This window comes from Kitasatospora xanthocidica (assembly GCF_014656195.1).
GTDB lineage: Bacteria > Actinomycetota > Actinomycetes > Streptomycetales > Streptomycetaceae > Kitasatospora > Kitasatospora xanthocidica.
This window is the reverse complement of record NZ_BNBY01000004.1, coordinates 116,217-139,695: the sequence shown is the minus strand read 5'-3', so window position 1 is coordinate 139,695 and position 23,479 is coordinate 116,217. Positions and strand designations below refer to the sequence as shown.

General features: G+C 73.4%; 23 protein-coding genes and 1 pseudogene. 7 read left to right on the top strand and 17 right to left on the bottom strand.

Features of this window, described 5'->3' with window-relative positions; genetic code table 11:
- Positions 1 to 81 precede the first annotated feature (81 nt).
- On the top strand, positions 82 to 465 hold the full coding sequence (locus IE332_RS08970) for a hypothetical protein (protein WP_189914857.1): 384 nt from the start codon (positions 82 to 84) through the stop codon (positions 463 to 465).
- A gap of 12 nt (positions 466 to 477) precedes the next feature.
- Here IE332_RS08970 and IE332_RS08965 read toward each other — a convergent pair whose 3' ends face one another.
- The 11 genes from IE332_RS08965 to IE332_RS42340 all read right to left on the bottom strand — a co-directional run bounded on the left by IE332_RS08965 (position 478) and on the right by IE332_RS42340 (position 10,382).
- On the bottom strand, positions 478 to 1,206 hold the full coding sequence (locus IE332_RS08965) for a sirohydrochlorin chelatase (RefSeq protein ID WP_189914855.1): 729 nt from the start codon (positions 1,204 to 1,206) through the stop codon (positions 478 to 480).
- 10 nt (positions 1,207 to 1,216) lie between these two features.
- Positions 1,217 to 2,134, bottom strand: coding sequence for an ABC transporter permease (locus IE332_RS08960; RefSeq protein ID WP_189914853.1), 918 nt, complete (start codon positions 2,132 to 2,134; stop codon positions 1,217 to 1,219).
- On the bottom strand, positions 2,121 to 2,924 hold the full coding sequence (locus tag IE332_RS08955; RefSeq protein WP_189914851.1) for an ABC transporter ATP-binding protein: 804 nt from the start codon (positions 2,922 to 2,924) through the stop codon (positions 2,121 to 2,123). The genes IE332_RS08960 and IE332_RS08955 overlap by 14 nt, the downstream gene beginning before the upstream one ends.
- A gap of 159 nt (positions 2,925 to 3,083) precedes the next feature.
- Positions 3,084 to 4,259, bottom strand: coding sequence for an aliphatic sulfonate ABC transporter substrate-binding protein (locus IE332_RS08950; protein ID WP_189914849.1), 1,176 nt, complete (start codon positions 4,257 to 4,259; stop codon positions 3,084 to 3,086).
- Positions 4,260 to 4,502: 243 nt separating this feature from the next.
- Complete coding sequence (locus IE332_RS08945) at positions 4,503 to 5,846, bottom strand: sulfate adenylyltransferase subunit 1 (RefSeq protein ID WP_189914847.1); 1,344 nt, start codon at positions 5,844 to 5,846, stop codon at positions 4,503 to 4,505.
- Positions 5,846 to 6,802: a sulfate adenylyltransferase subunit CysD gene (gene cysD / locus IE332_RS08940; protein WP_189914838.1), complete on the bottom strand. Its 957-nt coding sequence runs from the start codon at positions 6,800 to 6,802 to the stop codon at positions 5,846 to 5,848. The genes IE332_RS08945 and cysD overlap by 1 nt, the downstream gene beginning before the upstream one ends.
- Positions 6,799 to 7,380, bottom strand: a complete 582-nt coding sequence (gene cysC / locus IE332_RS08935) for an adenylyl-sulfate kinase (RefSeq protein ID WP_189915366.1) — start codon at positions 7,378 to 7,380, stop codon at positions 6,799 to 6,801. The genes cysD and cysC overlap by 4 nt, the downstream gene beginning before the upstream one ends.
- Before the next feature lie 100 nt (positions 7,381 to 7,480).
- The gene (locus IE332_RS08930) at positions 7,481 to 8,182 is read right to left on the bottom strand and encodes a phosphoadenylyl-sulfate reductase (protein ID WP_189914830.1); all 702 of its coding nucleotides are present in this window, start codon (positions 8,180 to 8,182) and stop codon (positions 7,481 to 7,483) included.
- Positions 8,163 to 8,345, bottom strand: a complete 183-nt coding sequence (locus tag IE332_RS08925) for a hypothetical protein (protein WP_030060859.1) — start codon at positions 8,343 to 8,345, stop codon at positions 8,163 to 8,165. Before IE332_RS08925 ends, IE332_RS08930 begins: the two co-directional genes overlap by 20 nt.
- A gap of 31 nt (positions 8,346 to 8,376) precedes the next feature.
- Complete coding sequence (locus IE332_RS08920) at positions 8,377 to 10,101, bottom strand: nitrite/sulfite reductase (protein ID WP_189914828.1); 1,725 nt, start codon at positions 10,099 to 10,101, stop codon at positions 8,377 to 8,379.
- A 197-nt stretch (positions 10,102 to 10,298) separates the two neighbouring features.
- The gene (locus tag IE332_RS42340; protein WP_373313697.1) at positions 10,299 to 10,382 is read right to left on the bottom strand and encodes a putative leader peptide; all 84 of its coding nucleotides are present in this window, start codon (positions 10,380 to 10,382) and stop codon (positions 10,299 to 10,301) included.
- A 177-nt stretch (positions 10,383 to 10,559) separates the two neighbouring features.
- Here IE332_RS42340 and IE332_RS08915 point away from each other — a divergent pair, with 177 nt between their 5' ends.
- Positions 10,560 to 11,912, top strand: coding sequence for a YihY/virulence factor BrkB family protein (locus IE332_RS08915; protein ID WP_189914826.1), 1,353 nt, complete (start codon positions 10,560 to 10,562; stop codon positions 11,910 to 11,912).
- 99 nt (positions 11,913 to 12,011) lie between these two features.
- Here the strand turns inward: IE332_RS08915 and IE332_RS08910 are convergent, their stop codons facing one another.
- On the bottom strand, positions 12,012 to 13,592 hold the full coding sequence (locus IE332_RS08910; RefSeq protein ID WP_229928454.1) for an FtsW/RodA/SpoVE family cell cycle protein: 1,581 nt from the start codon (positions 13,590 to 13,592) through the stop codon (positions 12,012 to 12,014).
- Between the two features lie 409 nt (positions 13,593 to 14,001).
- Here IE332_RS08910 and IE332_RS08905 point away from each other — a divergent pair, with 409 nt between their 5' ends.
- Positions 14,002 to 15,012: a cytochrome c oxidase assembly protein gene (locus IE332_RS08905; RefSeq protein ID WP_189914824.1), complete on the top strand. Its 1,011-nt coding sequence runs from the start codon at positions 14,002 to 14,004 to the stop codon at positions 15,010 to 15,012.
- A gap of 388 nt (positions 15,013 to 15,400) precedes the next feature.
- Positions 15,401 to 16,465: a ribosome small subunit-dependent GTPase A gene (rsgA, locus tag IE332_RS08900; RefSeq protein WP_229928453.1), complete on the top strand. Its 1,065-nt coding sequence runs from the start codon at positions 15,401 to 15,403 to the stop codon at positions 16,463 to 16,465.
- An 85-nt stretch (positions 16,466 to 16,550) separates the two neighbouring features.
- On the opposite strand, the gene IE332_RS08895 is transcribed toward rsgA, so the two are convergent.
- A complete protein-coding gene (locus IE332_RS08895) occupies positions 16,551 to 17,030 on the bottom strand; it encodes an ASCH domain-containing protein (RefSeq protein ID WP_189914822.1) in 480 nt (159 codons plus the stop codon).
- Between the two features lie 137 nt (positions 17,031 to 17,167).
- On the opposite strand from IE332_RS08895, the gene IE332_RS08890 reads away from it, so the two are divergent.
- Positions 17,168 to 18,742, top strand: a complete 1,575-nt coding sequence (locus IE332_RS08890) for a DNA-3-methyladenine glycosylase 2 family protein (RefSeq protein ID WP_444542937.1) — start codon at positions 17,168 to 17,170, stop codon at positions 18,740 to 18,742.
- Between the two features lie 92 nt (positions 18,743 to 18,834).
- Positions 18,835 to 19,320, top strand: coding sequence for a methylated-DNA--[protein]-cysteine S-methyltransferase (locus IE332_RS08885; RefSeq protein ID WP_229928494.1), 486 nt, complete (start codon positions 18,835 to 18,837; stop codon positions 19,318 to 19,320).
- Between the two features lie 56 nt (positions 19,321 to 19,376).
- Here the strand turns inward: IE332_RS08885 and IE332_RS08880 are convergent, their stop codons facing one another.
- Both IE332_RS08880 and IE332_RS08875 read right to left on the bottom strand, forming a co-directional pair.
- Positions 19,377 to 19,952: a GNAT family N-acetyltransferase gene (locus IE332_RS08880; RefSeq protein WP_189914818.1), complete on the bottom strand. Its 576-nt coding sequence runs from the start codon at positions 19,950 to 19,952 to the stop codon at positions 19,377 to 19,379.
- A gap of 84 nt (positions 19,953 to 20,036) precedes the next feature.
- Positions 20,037 to 20,549 carry a MarR family winged helix-turn-helix transcriptional regulator gene (locus tag IE332_RS08875; protein ID WP_189914816.1) on the bottom strand — a complete coding sequence of 171 codons (513 nt, stop codon included), beginning with the start codon at positions 20,547 to 20,549 and terminating at the stop codon, positions 20,037 to 20,039.
- A 167-nt stretch (positions 20,550 to 20,716) separates the two neighbouring features.
- On the opposite strand from IE332_RS08875, the gene IE332_RS08870 reads away from it, so the two are divergent.
- Positions 20,717 to 22,375, top strand: a complete 1,659-nt coding sequence (locus IE332_RS08870) for an MFS transporter (protein ID WP_268256544.1) — start codon at positions 20,717 to 20,719, stop codon at positions 22,373 to 22,375.
- Here the strand turns inward: IE332_RS08870 and IE332_RS08865 are convergent.
- A pseudogene (locus IE332_RS08865) lies at positions 22,333 to 22,758 on the bottom strand (SMI1/KNR4 family protein); the annotation flags it as partial. The gene IE332_RS08870 and the pseudogene IE332_RS08865 sit on opposite strands and share 43 nt — an antisense overlap.
- Positions 22,745 to 23,455: an aminoacyl-tRNA hydrolase gene (gene pth / locus IE332_RS08860; protein WP_189914812.1), complete on the bottom strand. Its 711-nt coding sequence runs from the start codon at positions 23,453 to 23,455 to the stop codon at positions 22,745 to 22,747. The pseudogene IE332_RS08865 and the gene pth, both read right to left, overlap by 14 nt.
- Positions 23,456 to 23,479: the final 24 nt, after the last annotated feature.

Here is a 23,479-nt window from a genome sequence, read left to right as displayed (position 1 = left end):
TCATTCGTCCGAGTGACGGGAAGCCAGTCGCGTGCGTGTGCCGGTGGCAGGCTTCATTGCGGAACGAACGGAGGGCAGCGGGTGACGGACGACGACGCGGGGGCGGAAGCGACCGCCGAGCACGACAGGGTGTGCGGGACGACCGCCGGCTCCGAGCCCGCCGAGTTGGTGATGATCACCACTTCGCTGCGGCTGCCGAAGCCGGTGATGGACGAGGTGCGGCGTCGGGCTCGGGAGCGGGGGTTGAAGCCGACCGCCATCATGCGGGAGTGGATCGAGGCCGCCATCGCGGACACGGACGAACCGCTGCCGTTGAGCGTGATCGCCGCAGCGGTCGCGCGGTACCAGCAGCACCGGAAGCAGGAGCGTGCGGCCCGGATCGCCTTGACCTTCGAGCAGGCACCGAGTTGGGATGCCGTCGGGCGCGCCGAACGCATGCACGAGGCGGAGAAGAGGTCTCGGTGACCCCGTCCCCGCTCAGGCGGTGAGGGCCGGGACGGCCGACGCCGTGTGGCGGGCCTCGTCGTAGCGCTCCAGGAGGAGGGCGGCCAGTTCGGGGGCGGGGCCGAGGACGTCGGCCAGGACGTCGGCGCCGTCCGATGCCGCCGCGATGCGGTCGGGCAGGAGGCCGGGGGCGAGCAGGTAGGGGGCGACGGCCGTGCGGGTGGCGCCCGCGGCGCGCAGGGCGGCGAGGGCGTCGGGGACGCGGGGGCCGGCGGCGGAGGCCTGGGCGACCTCGACGGCGGCCCAGCCGCGGGTGCGCCGCCACTCGGCGGCCACCGCGCGGGTCGCGGCGCCGGCGGCCGGGTCGGAGGAGCCCGCGGCGGCGAGCACCACGCCGGTGCTGGAACGGACGGCAGGGGAGGAGACGTCCAGGCCGGCTGCGGCGAGCCGGCGGTCCAGGGCGGCGAGCAGCAATGGGGACGGACCGAGCACGTCCGCGACCGGCAGTCGGGAGCCGGCGGCGCGCAGGGCGGCGGGGATGTCGTGCTTGGCGTGGAACGCCCGGTTGAGCAGCAGTGGGACGGCCACCGCGTCCGCCAGCCGGCCGACCACCTGCGGGATCCGCGGCGCGCAGTGGTCCAGATAGGCGGTGGCGACCTCGACGCCGGGCCGCTGGGCCCGCACCTCCTCGACGAGCGCGGCCACGGTCGCGGCGTGGCGCGGGTCGCGGCTGCCGTGGGCGATGAGGAGGAGGGCGGGCATCAGCGGTGCCTCACTTGCCGGTGGCCAGCAGGCCGCGGTTGCGCAGCACCCGGCGCTCGACCGGGGTGAACACCAGCAGCTCGATGGCGATGCCGACGAACAGGATCAGGATGATGCCGAGCAGCACCCCGGACATGTCGGAGAACTCGCGCTGGTCCTCCAGGAAGCGGCCGAGGCCCCGGCCCAGGTCGGGGGAGGAGGCGACCAGTTCGGCGGCCATCAGCGAGCGCCAGGAGAACGCCCAGCCCTGCTTGAGGCCGGCCAGGTAGCCGGGCAGCGCGGCCGGGATCAGCACGTGCCGGGCGCCGGTCAGGCCGGTGGCGCCGATGGTGCGTCCGGCCCGCAGGAACAGCGGCGGCACCTGGTCGATGCCGGCCACCAGGCCGTTGGCGATGGAGGGGACGGCGCCCAGCAGGATCACCGCGTACATCATCTGGTCGTTGATGCCGAGCCAGATGACCGCGGCGGGCACCCAGGCGACCGAGGGCAGCGACTGCAGGCCCTGCAGGACCGGGCCTATCGCGGTGCGCACCGGCCTGATCCGGGCGACCACCAGCCCGATCGGGGTGCCGATGACCACGGCGAGCAGGAAGCCGGACAGGCCGCGCCAGACGCTGGTCCAGATGATCGAGAACAGCGTGCCCTGGTACCAGAGGTCCTGCGCGGAGCGCCACACGTCCGCCGGGCTGGGCAGCTTGTACGACGAGGTGACGTGCAGGCTGTACGCCCCCTGCCAGAGCGCGAGCACGACGAGCACGCCGATCAGCGGCGGCAGCGCCTTGGTGCGCAGGGCCTGGCCGATCGAGCCGCGGTGGGCGGTGACGGCGTCGAGGGCGTCCAGGCCCGCGCCGACGTCGGCGGTGTCGCTCGGGGCCTTCCCGGCCCGGTCGGTCTTCTCCAGGACGGGGGTGGTGTCAGTGCTGGCCATGGCGACGGATCTCCCCACGCAGTTCTTCGGTGATCTCGATGGACAGGTCGGCGACGCCGGAGGACTCGATGCGGCGCGGCTGCGGCAGGTCGATCCGCCACTCGCGGGCGACCCGGCCGGGGCGGGAGGAGAGCAGCACGACCCGCTGGGCGAGCCGTACGGCCTCGCGGACGTTGTGGGTGACGAAGAGGACGGAGAGCTGCCGTTCGGCCCAGATCCGGGTGATCTCGTCGTGCAGCACGTCGCGGGTGATGGCGTCGAGCGCGGCGAACGGCTCGTCCATCAGCAGCACCTTGCTGCCCTGGGCGAGCGCCCGGGCCATCGCCACGCGCTGGCGCATGCCGCCGGACAGCTCGTGCACCCGCTTGCCGTACGCGCCCTGCAGGCGGACGAGTTCGAGCAGCCGCTCGGCTTCGGGGCGGCGCTCGGGGCGGGGCAGGCCGGCCAGCTTGAGGGCGAGTTCGATGTTCTTCCCGGCGGTGAGCCAGGGGAACAGCGCGTGCTCCTGGAACATCAGGGCGGGGCGGCCGCCGGTGACCTCGATGGCGCCGGCGCTCGGCTTGTCGAGGCCGGCGACCAGGTTGAGCAGGGTGGACTTGCCGCAGCCCGAGGCGCCGAGCAGGGTGACGAACTCGCCGGGCGCGACGTCGAGGGTGATGTCGTCCAGGACGTGGGTCTGCGCTCCGGGGCGGCCGAAGGACTTGTGCACGTGCGAGATCCGGACGGCGGGCGCGCCGCCGTGGGCGTCGGCGCCGGGGGCGTCCGCCGAGGTGGTCAGTGCCGTGGTCATCCGGGCACCTCCTGGTGAGTGGTCTGCGGGGCTGCGGGGGCTGCGGGTCGGGGCCGTGGCCCGGGCCCCGCCCGTCCCGGTGGGCATCGATCGGGGATCGACCGGGGGCGGGCGGGGGCCGGACCGCGGAGTCGGGGACGAACGGCGGTGCCTCGGGCGTTACTTGGTGCCGAGCCCGGCGTCCGCCACGGCGGCCTGGCCCTGGGCGGCGAGGACCTTGTTCAGCAGGGTGAGGTCGTAGATGCCGTTGAGGCTGGGCTTCTTGAGGAGCCCGGCGGTGACGGCGTGGTCGGCCTCGGCCTGCAGGGTGTTCGCCAGCGGGTCGTCCAGGAAGTCGATGTCGGCCCAGGCCGGGTCGAGGACGGCCGGCTCCAGCGCGTTCCCGGCCTCCTTCTTGATCGCCTCGTTGGCGTCGGCCTTGGCCTTGTCGGAGTTGGCCTTGATGAAGGCGTTGGTCTTCACCGAGCCGCGCAGCACGGCCTCCACCACGTCCGGGTGTTCCTTGAGGAACTTCTGCGAGACGATGATGTTGGTGATCACGAACTTCTTGTCCGGCCAGACGTCCTTCTCGTTGAGCAGGACCTTCGCGCCGAGCGTGACCAGCTTGGAGGCGGTGGGCTCGGGGACCCAGGCGCCGTCGATGGAGCCGGACTTGTAGGCGTCGGGGGTGACCTTGTTGTCGGTGCGCACCACCGAGACGTCACCCGCGCCGGAGGCCGCGTCGACCTTGTAGCCCTTGCCCGCGAGGTAGTTGAGCAGCGCCACGTCCTGGGTGTTGCCCAGCTGGGGGGTGGCGATCTTCTTGCCCTTGAGGTCGTCCAGGGAGGAGACCTTGTCCGGGTTGACCACCAGCTTGACCCCGCCGGAGGCCGAACCGCCGATGATCTTCAGCGACTTGCCCTCGGACTTGGTGTAGCCGTTGATCGCCGGGGAGGGGCCGATCCAGCCGATGTCGATCGAGCCGGCGTTGAGCGCCTCGATCTCGGCGGGGCCGGCGTTGAAGACCTGGGTCTTGACCTGGGTGGCGCCCAGCTCCTTCTGGAAGAAGCCCTCCTGGAGGCCGACCAGCGGGGTGCCGTGGGTCAGGTTGGCGAAGTAGCCGATCTTCACGGTGTCGGCGGACAGCTTCGCGCCGGAATCCCCGGCGGTGGCCGCCGCGTTGGCCTTGGTGTCGGAGGACTTGTCGGCCTTGGAGCCGTAGCTGCAGGCCGACAGCAGGGCCACCGCGGTGAGGCCGGCCGCCGCGGCCGCCGCCGTGCGTCTGATCCGGCCGGCGTTGGGGCGGGTGCGCCCATGGGAGGAAATGCCGTGGGAAGGTGCCTGGTTCGGTGCCATGGTGAGTCCTGTTCGCGGACGGACCGTCAGGAGGCGGTCCCGGGTGGACGGGCGGAAGGTGGTGCGCGCGGCAGCGGAGTGCCGGGGCAAGCCGGGCGGCTGTGGGGGAAGACAGCCCGGTGACAGGGCGTTCTCAGCCCTGTCGGCCCGCACATCGGGTCAGGCCGCCCTGGCCGCTGCCGAGGACGCCGCTGCCGATGCGGCCGCCTTCCTTGTCCATGCCCGAGAACGCCTCGCTGGGCATCAGACCCAGTCCTCCTCTTGGGGTGCGTCGGGTGCGTCGGTGGTGCGTACGGTCTCGAAGGCCTCGCCCGCCATGCCGGCGGTGAGGGTGGTGCCGTCGGCCGGGTCGATCAGCAGGAAGGAGCCGGTGCGACGGTTGGCGGAGTAGGTGTCGAGGGCCAGCGGCTCGGCGGTGCGCAGCACCACGTGGCCGATGTCGTTGACGTTCAGCCCCTCGGCGCCGGAGCGCTGTTCGAGCGTGTCGCCAGGCTTGGTCGGCAGAGCGATCCGGTAGGAGATCTCCTTGACGAGGGCGCGCACGGTGCGGGTGGTGTGCTTGAGCAGCACCTTGTCCCCGGCGCGCAGCGGCCGCTCGTTGAGGTGGCTGACGGTGGCCTCGATGTCCTTGGTCGGCGCGGGGGCCGGGCCGGCGGCGAGCAGGTCGCCGCGGGAGATGTCGAGGTCGTCGGTGAGCCGGACGGTGACGGACTGCGGGGCCCAGGCGATGTCGGTCGACCGGCCGAGGGCGTCGATACCGGCGACGGTGGTGGTGAGGCCGGAGGGCAGGACGGTGACGGGGTCGCCGACGCGCAGCACGCCGGAGGCCAGCTGGCCGGCGTAGCCGCGGTAGTCGGGGTGCTCCTCGGTCTGCGGGCGGATCACGTACTGGACCGGGAAGCGGGCCGGTTCGGCGCTGGGGTCGCTGCCGACCGGCACCGTCTCCAGGTGCTCCAGCAGGGTCGGGCCGCCGTACCAGTCCATGTGCGCGGAGGGCTCGACGACGTTGTCGCCGGCGAGGGCGGAGATCGGGACCGCCAGCACGTCCTTGACGCCGAGCGAGGCGGCGTAGGCGGTGAACTCCGCGGCGATGGCGGCGAAGACGGGCTCCGCGTAGTCGACCAGGTCCATCTTGTTGACGGCCAGCACCACGTGCGGCACCCGCAGCAGCGCGGCGACGGCGGCGTGCCGGCGGGTCTGCTCGACGACGCCGTTGCGGGCGTCGACCAGGACGACGGCGAGCTCCGCGGTGGAGGCGCCGGTCACCATGTTGCGGGTGTACTGCACGTGCCCGGGGGTGTCGGCGAGGATGAACCGGCGCCGGGGGGTGGCGAAGTAGCGGTAGGCGACGTCGATGGTGATGCCCTGCTCGCGTTCGGCGCGCAGGCCGTCGGTGAGCAGCGCCAGGTCGGGCGTCTCCTGGCCGCGGTTGCGGGAGGCGTGCTCGACGGCCTCCAGCTGGTCGGCCAGCACCGACTTGGAGTCGTGCAGCAGCCGGCCGACGAGGGTGGACTTGCCGTCGTCGACGGAGCCGGCGGTGGCGAAGCGCAGCAGCGAGGTGGCGGTGGTCTCGATGGTCGTGCTCATTAGAAGTACCCCTCGCGCTTGCGGTCTTCCATCGCGGCCTCGGACAGCTTGTCGTCGGCGCGGGTGGCGCCGCGCTCGGTGAGGCGGCTGGCGGCGATCTCCGCGATCACGGCCTGGATGGTGGTGGCGTCGGAGTCGACGGCGCCGGTGCAGGACATGTCGCCGACGGTGCGGTAGCGGATCAGCCGCCGCTCGACCGGCTCGTTGTCCTTGGGGCCGCCCCACTCGCCGGCGGTCAGCCACATGCCGCTGCGGGCGAAGACGTCGCGCTCGTGGGCGTAGTAGATCTCCGGGAGCTCGATGCCCTCGCGCTCGATGTACTGCCAGACGTCCAGCTCGGTCCAGTTGGACAGCGGGAAGACCCGCACGTGCTCGCCGACGGCGTGCCGGCCGTTGTACAGCGACCACAGTTCGGGGCGCTGGCGGCGCGGGTCCCAGGCGCCGAACTCGTCGCGCAGGGAGAAGACGCGCTCCTTGGCGCGGGCCTTCTCCTCGTCGCGGCGGCCGCCGCCGAAGACCGCGTCGAAGCGGTTGGACTCGATGGCGTCCAGCAGCGGCACGGTCTGCAGCGGGTTGCGGGTGCCGTCCGGGCGCTCGCGCAGCCGGCCGTCGTCGATGAAGTCCTGGACGTGGGCGACGTGCAGGCGCAGGTTGTGCTCGGCCGCGACGCGGTCGCGGTAGGCGATGACCTCGGGGAAGTTGTGCCCGGTGTCGACGTGCAGGAGGGAGAAGGGCACCGGCGCGGGCGCGAAGGCCTTGAGCGCCAGGTGCAGCATGACGATGGAGTCCTTGCCGCCGGAGAAGAGGATCACCGGGCGCTCGAACTCCCCCGCGACCTCGCGGAAGATGTGCACCGACTCGGCCTCCAGCGCGTCCAGGTGGGACAGCGCGAAAGGCCCCCCTGAATTCTGGCCGGGGTCGTCGGTACGGACCGGGCTGTCGGTCGCGGTGGTCATGCGAGGCCCCTCTCGGTCAGGAAGGCGTGCAGCTCGGCGGCGCTCTCGGCCACCGCGCGGCCCTGGGTCTGCAGCCGCAGCTCGGGGTCCACGGGTGCCTCGTACGGGTCGTCCACGCCGGTCAGGCCGGAGATCTCGCCGGCCGCCTGCTTGGCGTACAGGCCCTTGACGTCGCGTTCGGCGCACAGCTCCACCGGGGTGGCGACGTGGATCTCCAGGAAGTCGGTGCCGGCCGCGGCGTGCCGTTCGCGCACGGCGGCGCGGGAGTCGGCGAACGGGGCGATCACCGGGGCGAGCACCTTGACGCCGTTGGCGGCGAGCTTCTCGGCGACGAAGCCGATCCGGGTGACGTTGGTGTGCCGGTCCTCGCGGGAGAAGCCGAGGCCCTTGGAGAGGAACTCGCGGATCTCGTCGCCGTCCAGGACCTCGACCTTGTGGCCCTCGGCGCGCAGCCGATCGGCCAGCGCGAAGGCCAGCGTGGTCTTGCCGGCGCTCGGCAGCCCGGTCAGCCACACGGTGGCGCCGCGCTCGCAGGGGCCGGCCGTGGGGGCCGCCTCTGCGGCTCCGTCGGCGGCCAGGGTGTGAGCTGTCACGGTGTCAGTCCTTACGGGGTGGTCGGGCGGGGTGGTCGAGCGGGTGGACGGGCGGGGTGGTCGGGCGGGTGGCCGATCAGGGTGGTCAGAGGTGGATGCCGCACTCGGTCTTGCCGGAGCCCGACCAGCGGCCGGCCCGGGCGTCCTCGCCCTCGGCGGGCTTGCGGGTGCAGGACAGCGGCGAGCAGCCGATCGACGTGTAGCCCTCCCACAGCAGCGGGTTGAGCAGCACGCCGTTGGCGGCGACGTAGGCGTCCACGTCCTCCTGCGTCCACCGGGCGATCGGCGCGATCTTGACCTTGCGGCGCTTGGGGTCCCAGGAGACCACCGGGGTGTTCGCCCGGGTCGGCGACTCGTCGCGGCGCAGGCCGGTGGCCCAGGCGTCGTACCCGCCGAGACCGCGGTTGAGCGGCTCGACCTTGCGCAGCGAGCAGCACAGGTCCGGGTCGCGGTCGTGCAGGGCCGGCCCGTGCTCGGCGTCCTGCTCGGCCACCGTCTTCAGCGGGGTGAGCGTGATGACGTTGACCGGCATGGTCGCGGCCACCGCGTCACGGGTGCCGATGGTCTCCGGGAAGTGGTAGCCGGTGTCCAGGAACACCACGTCCACACCGGGGAACACCGAGGAGGCGAGGTGGGCGACGACCGCGTCCTCCATGGAGGAGGTGACGCAGAACCGCTTGCCGAAGGTCTCGGCGGCCCAGGCCAGGATCTCCTGCGGGGTCGCCTCCTCCAGCTCGCGACCGGCCCGGACGGCGGCCGCCTCGTGGTCAGTCGCGGTGCTGCTCATGGGACGTCCCCCCGTGGTTGGTCGGTGACAGCAGGCCGAGGAACTTCAGCTGGAAGGCGCGGCGGCAGCCGTGGCACTCCCAGGCGCCGTGCCCGGCCTCGGAGGGGCGCAGGTCCTCGTCCCCGCAGTAGGGGCAGAAGAAAGGGGCGGCTCGCTCGCTCATGCGCCCACCTCGTTTCGCCGGCTGTGCCCACTCACGACAGCTGCTCCTCGTTGGCCCGGGCCGCCCACTGGGCGAAGCGCTCGCCCTCGGTGCGGTCGGCCTGGTAGCGGGTCAGCACGCGCTCGACGTAGTCGGGCAGGCCGGCGCTGGTGACCTTGAGGCCGCGGACCTTGCGGCCGAAGCCGGCCTCCAGGCCGAGCGCGCCGCCGAGGTGCACCTGGTAACCCTCGACCTGCTCGCCGTTCTCGTCGGTGACGAGCTGGCCCTTGAGGCCGATGTCGGCGACCTGGATGCGGGCGCAGGCGTTCGGGCAGCCGTTGATGTTGATGGTCAGCGGCTCCGCGAAGTCCGGCAGGCGCTGCTCCAGCTCGTCGATGAGCGTGCGGCCGCGCTCCTTGGTCTCGACGATGGCGAGCTTGCAGTACTCGATGCCGGTGCAGGCCATGGTGCCGCGGCGGAACGGCGAGGGGGTGACCCTCAGGTCGAGCTCCTCCAGGCCGGCCACCACCGACTCGACGTGCTCCTCGGCGATGTCGAGGATCAGCATCTTCTGCTCGGCGGTGGTGCGCAGCCGGTCGCTGCCGTGGGCGGCGGCGAGGTCGGCGATCCGGCCGAGCAGCTTGCCGTCGACCCGGCCGACGCGGGGCGCGAAGCCGATGTAGAACCTGCCGTCCTTCTGCGGGTGGACGCCGACGTGGTCGCGCCAGCGGCCGGCGGGCTCGGCCGGGGCGGGGCCGTCGACCAGCTCGTACTTCAGGTACTCGTCCTCCAGCACCTGACGGAACTTCTCCACGCCCCAGTCGGCGACCAGGAACTTCAGCCGGGCGCGGTTGCGCAGGCGCCGGTAGCCGTAGTCGCGGAAGATGCCGATGACGCCGCCGTAGACGTCGGCCACCTCGTCCAGCGGGACCCAGGCGCCCAGCCGCACACCCAGCTTGGGGTTGGTGGACAGGCCGCCGCCGACCCACAGGTCGAAGCCCGGGCCGTGCTCGGGGTGGACCACGCCGACGAAGGAGATGTCGTTGATCTCGTGCGCGACGTCCAGCAGCGGGGAGCCGGAGACCGCGCTCTTGAACTTGCGCGGCAGGTTGGAGAAGTCCTTGTTGCCGATGAAGCGGCGCTGGATCTCCTCGATGGCGGGGGTGCCGTCGATGATCTCGTCCACGGCGATGCCGGCCACCGGGGAGCCGAGGATGACGCGCGGGGTGTCGCCGCAGGCCTCGGTGGTGGAGAGGCCGACGGCCTCCAGCTTCTGCCAGATCGCCGGGACGTCCTCGATCCGGATCCAGTGGTACTGGATGTTCTGCCGGTCGGTCAGGTCGGCGGTGCCCCGGGCGTACTGCTCGGAGACCTCGGCGACCGCCCGCAGCTGCGGGACGGTCAGCTGCCCGCCGTCGATGCGCACGCGGAGCATGAAGAACTCGGCGTCCAGCTCGTGCGGCTCGAGGATCGCGGTCTTGCCGCCGTCGATGCCTTCCTTGCGCTGGGTGTAGAGGCCCCACCAGCGCATCCGGCCGCGCAGGTCGGCGGGGTCGATCGAGTCGAAGCCGCGGTGCGCGTAGATCGTCTCAATACGTGTCCGCACATTGAGACCGTCGTCGTCCTTCTTGAACTGCTCGTTGGCGTTCAGAGGAGTGTGGTGCCCCATGCCCCACTGGCCCTCGCCGCGGTGGCGGGTCACCTTGCGGGCCGCGGCCGGGCGGTGCTCGGCGGGGCGGTCGGCCGTGGGCTCGACGGTCTCGGGAGAGGTGGCCATGGTGAAGTCCTTCGGGCAGGTGGCGCTGGCGCTGGTCGGGTCGCGGGGCGTGCTCGGCCGTGCGGCACTGCTCTGACCTGCGGGTTTCTCAGGACCGGGAGGGCAGTGACCGTGGCCGGGTGGGCGCCTGCGCATCCGCTGCGGCGGGGCTGGCGGGAACGGGCGGCGCCGGGTGCGGTGGTGCGGCGGGGATGGGCTCAGGTCACCGGACAGATGGCGCTGGACACGCGAAGGAGATCGACGTGAAGTCGACCTACTAGGGTGGTTCCGGCGCTACGCATGGCAAGAGATTCGCACGGCCCGGGACTCGCGGTCCACTAACATCCGAATACTGGACTCTAGGGTTTCGGTATGTGGGACGTCCGGAGGTTCCCGCCGCTCCCCGCCCGGGCACCCGGCCACGCGCCCGCACCCCGGGGAGATCAACCGGAGTGCCCCGGCCCGATACCGTTAGCCCTGTGCAAGCAGCAGGCGATACGAGCAGACCGGCCCCCGAGCGGCCCTCCAGGCGCCGGGGCAAGGGCTCCCGGCGCGCGGCCAAGCGGGCCGGCTGGCGCCGTACGGCGTGGGAACTGGTCAAGGACACCACCAACACCTGTGTGGAGTACCGGGTCACCGGCCTCGCCGCGGAGGCGGCCTTCTTCACCCTGCTGTCGATCCCGCCGCTGCTGCTCGGCCTGGCCGGCACCCTCGGCTACCTGGACGAGTTCCTCGGCGCGGGCACCATCGACCGGCTCAAGCACGACATCGTCTCGGCCTCCGGGACGGTGCTGTCGGACTCCTCCGTCAAGGAGGTCGTGGTCCCGCTGCTGAACCAGGTCTTCGACCACACCCGGCCCGACCTCGTCTCGATCGGCTTCCTGCTGTCGCTGTGGTCGGGCTCCAGGGCGCTCTACATCTTCATCGACACCATCACCGTCATGTACGGGCTCGACGGCAAGCGCGGCATCGTCAAGACCCGGATGCTGTCCCTCGGCCTCTACCTCGGCGCCCTGGTGATCGGCTCGCTGGTGCTGCCGCTGCTGATGGCCGGTCCGGGACTGGTGGAGAACGCCGTACCCGGCATCGCCGGACTGGTCGGCGCCGCCTACTGGCCGGTCGCGATCGTGCTGCTGATCGTCTCGCTCACCACGCTCTACCACCTGGCCGTCCCGGTCTCCACCCCCTGGCGCGAGGACCTCCCCGGCGCCCTGGTCGCCCTGGTGGTGCTGGTCTTCTGCAGCGTCGGCCTGCGGGTCTACCTGGTCAGCTCGGTCGAGGGCCCCTCGGTGTACGGCTCGCTGGCGGCGCCGGTGGCCGTACTGCTGTGGATCTTCGTGGTGGCCCTCGCCGTCCTCATCGGCGCCGCCATGAACGCCGCGATAGACCGCCGCTGGCCCACCCTGGAGACCGCCGACGCCCGCGCCGAGAACGAACGCGCCCACGAGGAGGCCGCCGCCGCGGTGGTCCGCGAGGTGGCCGCCCGGCGGGCCGTCGAACGGGCCCGGCGCGCCCGCGAGCTCGGGCTCGCCGACGGCGTCGAGGAGGAATGGGGCGACGAGGACGGCGAGGACGTCGACGTGCCTTCCGAGTACCCGGAACGGTGGGCCGACGTGCTGGCCGCCGACAACGTGCGCGGCCGGCTCACCGCCCGCGGCGGGCCCCACCACCGGCCCGCCCCGCCGCCGCCGGACAGCGACCGGCCGTCCGGGCCGCCGCCGGGCGCGCCCGCCGGGTCCTCGCAGGTGCCGCCGGGGCTGTCCGGGCCGCCGGGGCAGGAGGTGCCGGGGTACCCGCCGCGACCGCCCCGGCCGCCGTGGGAGCAGCGGTAGGCGGAACGGGTGATGGACGGGCGGGGCCTCTTCCGCGGGTGCGGGGGAGGCCCCGCCCGTTTTCCGTCCGCGGGGTGTCAGATGCTGGCTCCGCCGGGGTCAGAGGGTGGCGGCGGGCCGCTGCGGGGTGGTGGACGGGAGGGGCGTCGCTCCGGCGGGCGTGGGTCCGACGGGCGTGGGTCCGACGGGAGTGGATCCGGCGGGCGTGGATCCGGCAGGCGTCGCTCCGATGGGCGTGGATCCGGCAGGGGTCGGATCGCTCTCCGTGGGGCGGGCCCGGACCGGGGGCGGCTCGGGGGAGGCGGGGGCCGGCTCCAGGGCGGTGCGCCCCGAGGAGTCGCTCAACTTGATCAGCAGCGCGACCATCAGCCAGTTCGCCAGCAGCGACGAACCACCGGCGGCCAGGAACGGCAGCGCCTTCCCGGTCAGCGGGACCAGCCCGCTCACCCCGCCGACGACCACGAAGACCTGCAGCGCCAGCGCCGCCGACAGGCCGGTGGCCAGCAGCTTGCCGAACGGGTCGGTCAGGCCGACCGCGGTGCGCAGGCCGCGCTGGATCAGCAGCACGTAGACCAGCAGCACGGCCGTCACCCCGGCCAGGCCCAGCTCCTCGCCGATGGTGGTGAAGATGAAGTCGCTGCGCCCGGCGAAGCCGATCAGCCAGGGTCGGCCCGACCCCAGTCCCGTCCCGGTCAGGTGCCCGGTGCCCAGGCTGAACAGCGCCTCGGCGGGCTGCTCGGAGATCGCCTTGTCGTGCACCGGCTTGTAGTAGTCGAGCGGGTGGAGCCAGGCCTCGACCCGGCCGTGCACGTGCGGCTCCACGGTGCCGACCACCGCCGCGCCGCCGACCGCCATCAGCAGGCCGAGCACCACCCAGCTGGTGCGCTCGGTCGCCACGTACAGCATCACGATGAAGACGCCGAAGAAGATCAGCGAGGTGCCCAGGTCGCGCTCGAAGATCAGCACCAGCAGGCTGACCACCCAGATCGCCAGCACCGGTCCGGCGTGCCGGCCGCGCGGCAGGGTCATCCCCCAGATCTTGCGGCCGGCCAGCGCGAGCGCGTCCCGGGACGCCGTCAGGTAGCCCGCGAAGAAGATCGTGATCGCGACCTTCACGAACTCGTCGGGCTCGAAGGAGAGGCCGAACAGCCGGATCCAGCGCTTGGCGCCGAAGCTGTCGCTCGGCGAGGCCACCGGCGCGGCCAGCAGGATCAGCGCGCCCGCCATCAGCAGGTAGACGTAGCGCTGGAAGAACCGGTGGTGCTTGACCAGCACGATCAGCGCGAGCGCCACCGCCACCGAGATGAACACCCACATCAGCTGGGAGGGCGCGGCCGGGAGCTTCTGGTAGTCGCCCTTGGCGCTGTGCGCGGCCTTGTAGCTGAAGTCCAGGCGGTCCAGCAGCACCAGTCCGAAGCCGGTCAGGAAGACGCCCAGCGGCAGGATCAGCGGGTCCGCGTACGGCGCGAACCGGCGCACCGCCAGGTGCGCGGCCCCGGCCAGGGCGCCCAGCGACAGGCCGTGCACCAGCAGCCCGGGCGGCATCGAGCCGGTCAGCGCCAGATCGGCCTCGATGTGTCCGGCCAGACAGACGGCCACCGCGAGTGCCAGCAGGCCCAGCTCGATGTTGCGGTGGCGCGCGGCCAGCCGGCGGCCGTCGCCGCGTGCAGTGCTTCGCACCTCGTGTCGTCCCCTTGTCACCCCCCGTGGCGGGTGTCGCCGACGGGCATCCTGCCAGACGTCCCGGCCTCCGCGGCGGTTGCGGACGGAGGGGATCCTGGGGCAGAACTTTGCCTGGGCAAAGCATTGTTGGGGCTGGGTAAAGCCTTGTTCAGGGGCGGGTATAGAGGCGGGCCCCGGGTGCGGCGGGCCGACGGGGGAGGCACATCATGAGCCGGTCGGGGTGGCGCGTCACGAGCCGGCCGGAGAGGCGCGTCACGAGCCGGCCGGAGAGGCGCGTCAGGAGCCGCAGGGAGGCGCGTCATCGGCGGGCGGGACGAGCATGGCGAGCGGGACTCGCGGGACTCGCGGGACTCGCGGGACGAGCAGGGCGAGCGGGACTCGCGGCACGAGTGAGGTGGACGGACGGATGGACGGCACGGCCGGCGGCGGAGCCGTCGCACTCGCGTACAGCGGGCCGCCCCCGTGGCAGTGGTCGGACCTGGCCACCTCCTGGACCGCCGAACCGCTGGTGCTCACCCTCTCGGTGCTGCTCGGCGCCTGGTACCTGACGGCGGTGCGCACCGTCCACCGGTCCGGCGGCGAGCGCTGGCAGCCCAGCCGCACCACCGCGTTCCTCGGCGGACTGCTGCTGTGGATCTGGTGCACCTGCTCCGGACTCGGCGTCTACGACCGGATCCTCTTCACCGACCGGGCCGTGCAGGTCGTGCTGCTGCTGATGGTCGTCCCGCTGCTGCTGGCGCTGGGCGCGCCGGTCTCGCTGCTGCTCGGCGCCGCGCCGCCGGCCCGGCGGGAGCGGATCCTGCGGGCGCTGCGCAGCCGCCCGTCCAAGGTGCTGATGTTCCCGGCGGTCTCCACCGCGCTGCTGATGGCGCCGCCGTGGCTGCTCTACTTCACGCCCTGGTACGAGGAGTCGGTGTCCAGCGGGTTCGGGAACGTGCTGCTGCACGTGACGCTGGTGCTGCTCGGCCTCGCCTACTTCTGGCCGCGACTGCAGATCGACCCGGTCGGGCACGAGTACCCGGACCTGGTCGGGCTGTTCATCACCTTCGCCGAGGTGATCTTCGACGCGGGGCTCGGGATCGTGCTGATCTACGGCGGCCACCTGGTCGCCGAGCACCACTACGCGGCGCTCGGGCGGCCGTGGGGGCCGAGCCTGGCGCAGGACCAGACCTGGGGCGGCAACGCGTTCTGGGTGCTGGGGGACCTGGTCGGGCTGCCGTTCCTGGCCGCGCTGGTGCGGCGGATGGTGGTGCGGGGCCGGGAGGAGATCCGGGTCGTGGACGCCGAGCTGGACGCCCGCTTCGAGGCGGCGGCCGAGGAGGCGCGGGCGGCCGGGCGGCCCGAGGAGGAGGAGACGGGGATGCGGCCGTGGTGGCTGGACGACCCGAACCTGAAGCACCGGTACGGCGGCGGGTAGGGCCCTCGTGTTCGATGGGCCAACTTTGGCCCCTCGATGGGTTCCTGGCCCCTGCCCAGCGCGTTTTCGCAGGTCAAAAATAGGTTGGCGGGCTCGGGACGCTCCGCTAGCGTGTGACGTGTTCGGTTCGGGGGCCATTGGGCCGCCCGAGGAGTAGAGAGCAGGAGGTGAACCCCCGTGGTCGTTGTCGCCCCGATAGCTGCCCAGGGCAGTACTCGCGTTCACCTCCTCTTCCCGGCCGCCGGCTGAGCCCTTCGCGCCAGTCGTAGCCCGCCGGGACCATCTCCCCCGAAGGGCCACTGCGTTGATCAACGCTGCCTCCGTTCCGTCTTTCTCCTCTTCCTCTTCTTCTTTCCTCTCCTCTTCCCCGGAGTCCGCCGAGGGCTCCGTGCTCGCCGGCTACGGCTGGACGTCCGAGCTCGAGGAGTCGTTCGCCCCGCTCGGCGAGGCCGGGCTGGTTCCGGCCCGGATCGTCCGGGTCGACCGCGGCCAGTGCGACGCCGTGATCGCCGACCCGGAGACGGGCGAGCCGCGCACCGTCCGGTTCGACACCCGGCCGGTGGGCGACGCCGACATGATCAACTGCCCGTGCACGGGCGACTGGGCGGCCGTGGACCTCCACGCCCAGCCGATGGCGGCCGTCGTCGCGCTGCTGCCGCGCTCCACCGCGATCATCCGCAAGGTGGCCGGCAAGCGCTCCGACGGCCAGGTGCTGGCGGCCAACGTGGACACCGTCCTGATCGCCTCCTCGCTCGCGACCGACCCCGACCTCGGGCGGATCGAGCGCTTCCTGGCCCTGGCCTGGGAGTCCGGCGCCGACCCGCTGGTCGTCCTCACCAAGGCCGACCTGGTGGACGACGCCGACTTCATCCGGGCCGACGTCGAGGGCATCGCGCCCGGGGTCACGGTGCTCGTCGTGAGCGCCGAGACCGGTGAGGGCATGGACGTGCTGCGCGCGTGCACCCCCGGGACGACGGCGCTGATCGGCCAGTCCGGCGTCGGCAAGTCCACGCTCACCAACGCGCTGGCCGGCGCGGCGGTGATGACGGTCCAGGAGGCCCGCGAGGTCGACCAGAAGGGCCGCCACACCACGACCACCCGCGAGCTGATCCCGCTGCCCGGCGGGGGCGTGCTGATCGACACCCCCGGGCTGCGCGAGGTCGGCCTCTACGGTGGCGGGGGCGTGGACCTGGCCTTCGCCGACATCGCGGAGCTGGCCGAGGAGTGCCGCTTCCAGGACTGCGGGCACCACACCGAGCCAGGCTGCGCGGTGCAGGCGGCGCTGGCCGACGGCACCCTGCCGCAGCGCCGGATGGACAGCTACCTCAAGCTCCAGCGCGAGAACGAATGGATCGCCTCGCGCACGGACGCCCGGGTGGCCAAGGCCCGACTGCAGAGGTGGAAGACGATCCACAAGTCGATGCGGGCCGCCGGAGGCACGATGAAGCGTTGACCACGGATCGTCGCCCTCCACCCGCGGGGGCCGGCCGACCGCCGTCCGGCGGTCACCGGCCGACCCCCGCGGGGGCCCACCCGGCTCAGCGGAGGTCGGCCACCAGGCGGAAGCGCTGCAGGACCAGCGGGGTGGCGTCGTCCACGGTGAAGTCCGGGTCGTCGAGGGCGGCGAGCATCTCCGGACTGCGCCAGAAGCCCTCGTGGGTCGTACGCCACTCGGCCACGCTCTCGTACCCCTCGCCCTCGTCCAGGGCGTGCCGAAGATCGACCTCGGCCAGCGGGACCACACGGACGTCCGTGGTCTCGATCACCGCGACCCGGCGGCCGTCCGAGTCCAGGACGGCGGCCAGCTCGCCGACCTGCGGCAGGGGGTCGCCCTCGTGCTCGTAGTCGGCGACCAGTCCGGTGGTGCTGGTCTTGGCGCCGCTGAGGACGGCCGCGACCAGCTGGTCGCGCAACGGACCGGGGAAGGCGAACTCCTCCGGTGGCAGGGCGGTGACCCGCGGGTCGTCCGGGCCGCTGTAGGGGTGGTCGGCAGGCTGGCCGCCGGGCTGCTCGCTCATGCGGGCGAGCGTAGCCCCGGGCCGGCCGGACGGCCGCGCATTTTCCGGCGGGCGCTGGGCGGGGGGGCGCTGGGCTGCGGGCGCTGGGCGCTGGGTGGGGAGGGGGAAGGGGGGAAGCCCCCACCGGCGGTGCCCGAATGGCGATGTCCGATTCCCGCCAGTCACCCCCCACCCGATCCCGCAGACTGGACAACGTGATCGACGACGACATCCGGTACCGAGCCGTGGACAGCCGAGACGCCCGCTTCGACGGCGTCTTCTTCACGGCCGTCACCTCCACCGGCATCTACTGCCGACCGAGCTGCCCGGCCGTGACCCCCAAGCGCGTCAACTGCGTCTTCTACCCCAGCGCCGCGGCCGCCCAGGGCGCCGGTTTCCGGGCCTGCCGGCGCTGCCGCCCCGACTCGGTGCCGGGTTCGCCGGAGTGGAACCACCGCGCCGACCTGGTCGGCCGCGCGATGCGCCTGATCGGCGACGGCGTGGTGGACCGCGAGGGCGTGGCGGGCCTGGCCGGCCGGCTCGGCTACAGCTCCCGCCAGCTGCAGCGCCAGCTCACCGCCGAGCTCGGCGCCGGCCCGATCGCGCTGGCCCGCGCCCGGCGCGCCCAGACCGCCCGGCTCCTCCTGCAGACCACCGAACTGCCCGTGACCGACGTCGCGTTCGCGGCCGGCTTCGCCTCCGTCCGCCAGTTCAACGACACCGTCCGCGAGGTCTACGACCGCACCCCCAGCGGTCTGCGCGCCGAGGTCGCCGCCGGCCGCCGCACCGCCACCCCGGCCGGTGGCCTGACCCTGCGCCTCGCCTACCGCGGCCCGCTGGACAGCGAGCACCTGATCGACTTCCTCGCCCTCCGGGCCGTTCCCGGCGTGGAGGAGGTGGTCCCCGGTGCGTTCCCCGGCGTCCGTACGTACCGGCGCACCCTCGCGCTGCCGTACGGCCACGGCATCGCCGAGGTCGACGGCCTGGCGCCGGACGACCCGCGCACCCGCGGCTGGCTGGACTGCCGCCTGTTCCTCGCCGACCTGCGCGACCTGCCGACCGCCGTCCAGCGCCTGCGCGTCCTCTTCGACCTGGACGCCGACCCGCTCGCGGTCGACGAGCAGCTCGGCGCCGACCCGGTGCTCGGTCCGCTGGTCCGGGAGCGTCCCGGGCTGCGCTCGCCCGGCCACGTGGACCCGCACGAGCTCGCCGTCCGCGCCGTCCTCGGCCAGCAGATCAGCGTCGGCGCGGCCCGTACCCTGGCAGGGCGGCTCGCCGAGAAGTACGGGACCGAGCTGCCCGAGCCCAGCGGCGGCCTGCGACTGCTCTTCCCGACCGCGGCGGCGCTGGCCACCGCCGACCCGGAGGACTTCGCGATGCCCGCCGCCCGCCGCCGCGCGCTCACCGGACTGTGCGCGGCCCTGGCCGAGGGCACGGTGAGCCTCGACAGCGGGGTCGACCGGGAGGAGGCCGCGGCCGGGCTGCTGGCCCTGCCGGGCATCGGCCCCTGGACGGTCGGCTACCTGCGGATGCGGGCGCTCGCCGACCCCGACGTCTTCCTCCCGAGCGACGTGGGCGTCAAGCACGGCCTCGTCCGGCTCGGCGCCCCCGGCGACCCGAAGTCCGCCGCCCACGCGGCCGAGACCTGGGCGCCGTGGCGCTCCTACGCGGTCCACCGGCTGTGGGCCGGCCCCGCGACCACCAGCACCGGAACGGAGAACGCACCAGCATGAGCACCACCGACCCGATCACCGACCCGACCACCGGCAGCGACAGCGCTGCCACCACGGACAGCGCCGCCGCCACCACCACCGTCTACACGACCATGGAGAGCCCCTTCGGCCGGCTGCTGCTCAGCGGCGTCCTGCCCGAGGACGGCGGGCCGGCCGCGCTGGCGACCGTCACCGCGCCGGGCCAGAAGTACGCGCTGGCCGAGCCCGCCGACGACTGGGTCCTCGACCCGGAGGCGCTCGCCGAGCCGGTCGCCCAGCTGACCGCCTACTTCGCGGGCGAGCGCACCGAGTTCGACCTGCCGCTCGCACCCGTGGGCACCGAGTTCCGCCGCAGGATCTGGGCCGCGCTGGACGAGATCCCGTACGGCAGGACCGTCACCTACGGCGAACTCGCCGAACTGGCCGGGCAGGAGCCGCGGATGGTCCGGGCGGTCGGCGGCGCGGTGGGCGCCAACCCCTTGCTGATCGTGCGCCCCTGCCACCGGGTGCTCGGCGCCAACGGTTCGCTCACCGGCTTCGCGGCGGGCGTGGACCGCAAGCGCCGACTGCTGGAGCTGGAGAGCGGCACCCTCTTCTGAACCCCTTCCGGGCGCCGCTCCGAGCCCGGTTCAGGGCCCCGTTCCCAGCCGGCGGGTCACTCCGAGGCGCGCAGGTCCACCCGCCAGTTGTGGCTGCGCATGAACCGGCCGGGAGGGAACTCGAACTCGGTCTCGCCGAGCAGCGTGAACCCGGCCTTGGCGCACACCGCGTTGGAGGCGGGGTTGTCCACCGAGGGGAAGGCGTGCAGGTACCGGTGGGCGGCCTCGCGGCGGGCGGCCGCGACGGCGGCGCGGGTGGCGGTGACGGCGATGCCCCGGCCCTGGTGACCGGGCAGGACGTTCCACCCCATCTCGTGGACGGTCTCGCCCTCCCAGGTCCGGGTGCCGTAGCCGACCGTGCCGACGGCCTCGCCCGCGGCGGTCCCGCCGTACGCAGCCGCGCCGTCCGAGGCCTCGCCGTCCGCGGCACCGTCGTCGGGCAGCAGCACGATCCGGTACATGCAGCCGAGGCCGGACGGGACGAAGTCCAGGTAGCGGCCGTGCCGGACGAGCAGCTGCTCCTCGGTCTCCGGTCCGCCGACGTGCTTCTTCATCTCCGGCGTGTTGACCCGGCGCAGCAGCGCCAGGTCGGCGTCCGTCCAGGGCTCGATCCGTACCCGTGCGGTGGTCATGCCGGGGAGGGTAGTGCTCGGCCCGGGGCGGTGACCAGTGGTTTTGTCCGCGGGGTGGGCCCTCGGTGTCAGTCCGTGCCGGTGTCAGTCGGTGCCGGTGCCGGTACCGCTGCCCGGCTGGGCGAGGGCACGGGCGAGCTGTTCCAGCGCGGGCAGGGCGTGGACGACCGCCTCGCGGTCGGCGGGGTCGAGGGTGCCGAGCGCGGTGGCGATGCGGCGTTCGTGGGCGTGCTGCCAGTCGTCCAGCTGGCGCCGGCCGGCCGGGGTGAGGGCGATCCGGGCGGTGCGGCGGTCGCCGGGGTCGGCCTGGCGGTCGACGAAGCCGGCGTCGAGCAGCTTGCCGACCAGTCCGCTGACGGTGTTGGGGGCGAGTCGCTGCCGGGCGGCGAGTTCGCCGACCCGCAGCGGTGCGGCGGCGAGGGTCTGGAGGAGTTCGACCTGCGCCATCGGCAGGGACTCCCACGGGTAGTCGGTGCGGATGCTGCTGCGCAGGGCGCGGCGCAGCCGGGTGACGGTGTCGGTCAGCTGCCGGGCGTGCTCGACCGCCGGGTCCGGGCCTTCGGTGGCGGAATCGGGAACGTGCGGTGACGACGGCATGGCGGACAGCGTATCTCCTGGTACAGGGCGTTTCGGGGGCGCGGTCCGCTTAGCGGACGCGGGTGCGGACGCGATGTGGACGCGGTACGGACGCCCTGTGGGGCGCTTCGTATCGCAGGGCGAGCTGCTCGTAGAAAGAACATATCTGTATCCGATATATTTGTGGCATGAACGCCACCGCCCTCGCCGCCCGGCTGCTCACCGAGCGGCCCCGCCCCCGCGGCATCGCCGGCTGGCGCCACGCCCACTGGCTGGCCGTCGGCACGGTCTGCCTCGGCGCTTTCCTCGGCCAGCTCGACGCCAGCGTCATCGCCCTGGTCTTTCCCGCGATCGGCCACCACTTCGACGCGGGCTTCGCCGCCGTCGAATGGGTCGCCCTGGCCTACCTGCTCGTCCTGGTCGCCCTGCTGGCCCCGATCGGCTGGCTGTCCGACCTGGCCGGCCGCAAGACGATGTACATCGGCGGCTTCGCCGTCTTCGGCCTCTCCTCGCTCGGCGCCGGATTCGCCGGCAGCCTCTGGATCCTGGTGGGCTGCCGCGCCGTCCAGGCCGTCGGCGCCGCGATGATGCAGGCCAACAGTGTCGCCCTGGTCGCACGCGGTGTGCCCGAACGCGCGATGCGGCGCGCGCTCGGCATCCAGGCCTCCGCTCAGGGCCTCGGGCTGGCGCTCGGGCCCAGCCTCGGCGGGCTGCTGGTCGAACACGCCTCGTGGCGCTGGGTGTTCTGGGTCAATGTGCCGATCGCGGTGTTCGGCATCCTGGCCGGCTGGTACCTGCTGCCGCGCACCCGGACGGGCGGCGGGGGCCTCGTTCCCAGCCCCCGGACGCGGCGACCGGCGGGTCCCTCGGCTGGTCCCTTGGCCGGTCCTGCGCGGGACGACGCCCGCTTCGACCTGCCCGGCATGCTGCTGCTCACCGGCGCGACCACAGCGCTGCTGCTCGCCCTCTCCACCGCCTCCGGCCTGCCGCTGCCCGGCTGGGCCGTCACCGTCCTGCTGCTTGCCGCCGCCGTGCTCACCGTGGCGCTGGTGCGCCAGGAGCGGCGGGCGGCGCGGCCGATCCTTGCGCCGGGGCTGGTCAACACCCCGGGTGTGCGGTCCGGCCTGGTGCTCGCGCTGATCGGGTACCTGCTGCTGTTCTGCCCGTTGGTGCTGGGCCCCGTCCTGCTGACCGGCGCGGGCGTGTCGACGGCCGGTGCCGGACTGCTCGTCACTCTGCTGCCCGCCGCGTTCGCCGTCGCCGCGACGGTCGGTGGCGGGCTGCTGCCCGCGGGCTGGTCGGACGTGGCCAGGTGCCGCCTCGGCGCGGCCGTCGCGGCGGGCGGGCTGCTGCTGTTCGCCCTGCTGCCGGCCTCGATCGCGTCGGCCGCTCCGCTGCTGGTCGCCGGGTACGGGCTGGGCCTGCTGCTGCCGGCCAACAACGCGCTGGTGATGCGGGCCGTCCCGGCGGAGTGCTCGGCGGTCGGCGGCGGCATGGTGAACATGGCGCGCAGCCTCGGTACGGCGCTCGGCATGGCGCTGTCCGTCCTCGGTGTCCACCTGGCGGGCGCGGCGTCCGGTGGGCGGACGGTGCTGTTCGCCCTCGCGGCGGTCGCGGCGGCGGCCGCGCTCCTCACCCGCCCGGCCCACCACCCGCTCCGCAGCCCGTTCCGCAGCCTGTGGACCGGGCACGCTCCAGGGGCGCCCGGGGATTCTCACTCGAAGTCGTCGGCCGCGGTGAGGCCTTCGAGGAACGACCGGAAGTCCGGGGCGAGCGGGAACTCCCGGCCGAGGTCCGCCTCGAACCAGGTGACGGACGGTTCCCCGTCCCGGCCGCCGTCCCGGTAGTCCAGCCCGAGCCAGCACGGTCCCTCGCCCGAGAACAGGACCACCGGCGCGGGCAGACCCCACTCCGCGACCAGGTACGGGCTGTCGAGCAGGGACAGCGCCCCTTCGCGGCGGCCGATGCCCAGCAGCCAGTCGAACGGCACGTGGTCGCCGCTCCACGAGGTCGGCCGGCTGGTGGGGAAGGCGTTCCGGTCGTCCGCGACCTCGCCGCCGTCGCGGTGGTGCAGCAGTTCCAGGAGGGCGGCGGGGAGGGTGACGCCGAGCAGGTGCTCGGCCTCGGCGACCGCCTCGGCGGTCAGCGCCGACCGCCCGTCGTCCTGCCGCGCGTCGTCGCCGGGTCCGGCGCTCCACAGGGAACGCCGGAGGTCCTCAGCGCCCGCCATGGTCAGCCTCCGCGCCGTGACCGGTCTTCGCGCCGTGACCGGCCTCCGTACCGTGACCGGCGTCAGGTGCGGGGCGGGCGTTCAGGGTGTCCTGGGCGCGGTTCAGGCCGAGCCGCACCAGGGTCTCCAGGGCGTCCGCGCAACGGTCCAACTCGCTGGGCATCACGGCCAGTTCGTCGTCCGAGAACTTCTTCAGCACGAAGTCGCCGACGCTCTGCCCCTTCGGCGGACGCCCGATGCCGAACCGCAGCCGGACGAAGTCGCGGGTGCCGAGCACCTCGCCCACCGAGCGCACCCCGTTGTGGCCGCCGGGCCCGCTGCCGCGCTTGAGCCGGGCGGAACCGAACGCGAAGTCCAGGTCGTCCTGCACGACCACCAGCCGCTCCACCGGCACGCCGTACCGGCGCAGCAGCGCGGCCACCGGGCGGCCGGACAGGTTGATGAACCACAGCGGCTTGGCGAGCAGCACCGGCCGGCCGTCGACCTCGATCTCCGCGACCAGGGTGGCGATCCCGCGCCGCCGGAACCGGGCGCCGTGCCGCTCGGCCAGCCGGTCGACGGCCAGGAAGCCCGCGTTGTGCCGGGTCTGCCGGAACCAGGGGCCGGGATTGCCCAGCCCGGCGATCAGCCAGCGGCGGTCCGGGGCGCCGGCGGGGTCGGCGGCACCGGTGGGGGCACCGGCGGGGTCGGGGGTCATGTGAGGGGTCTCCGGGAGGTGGTA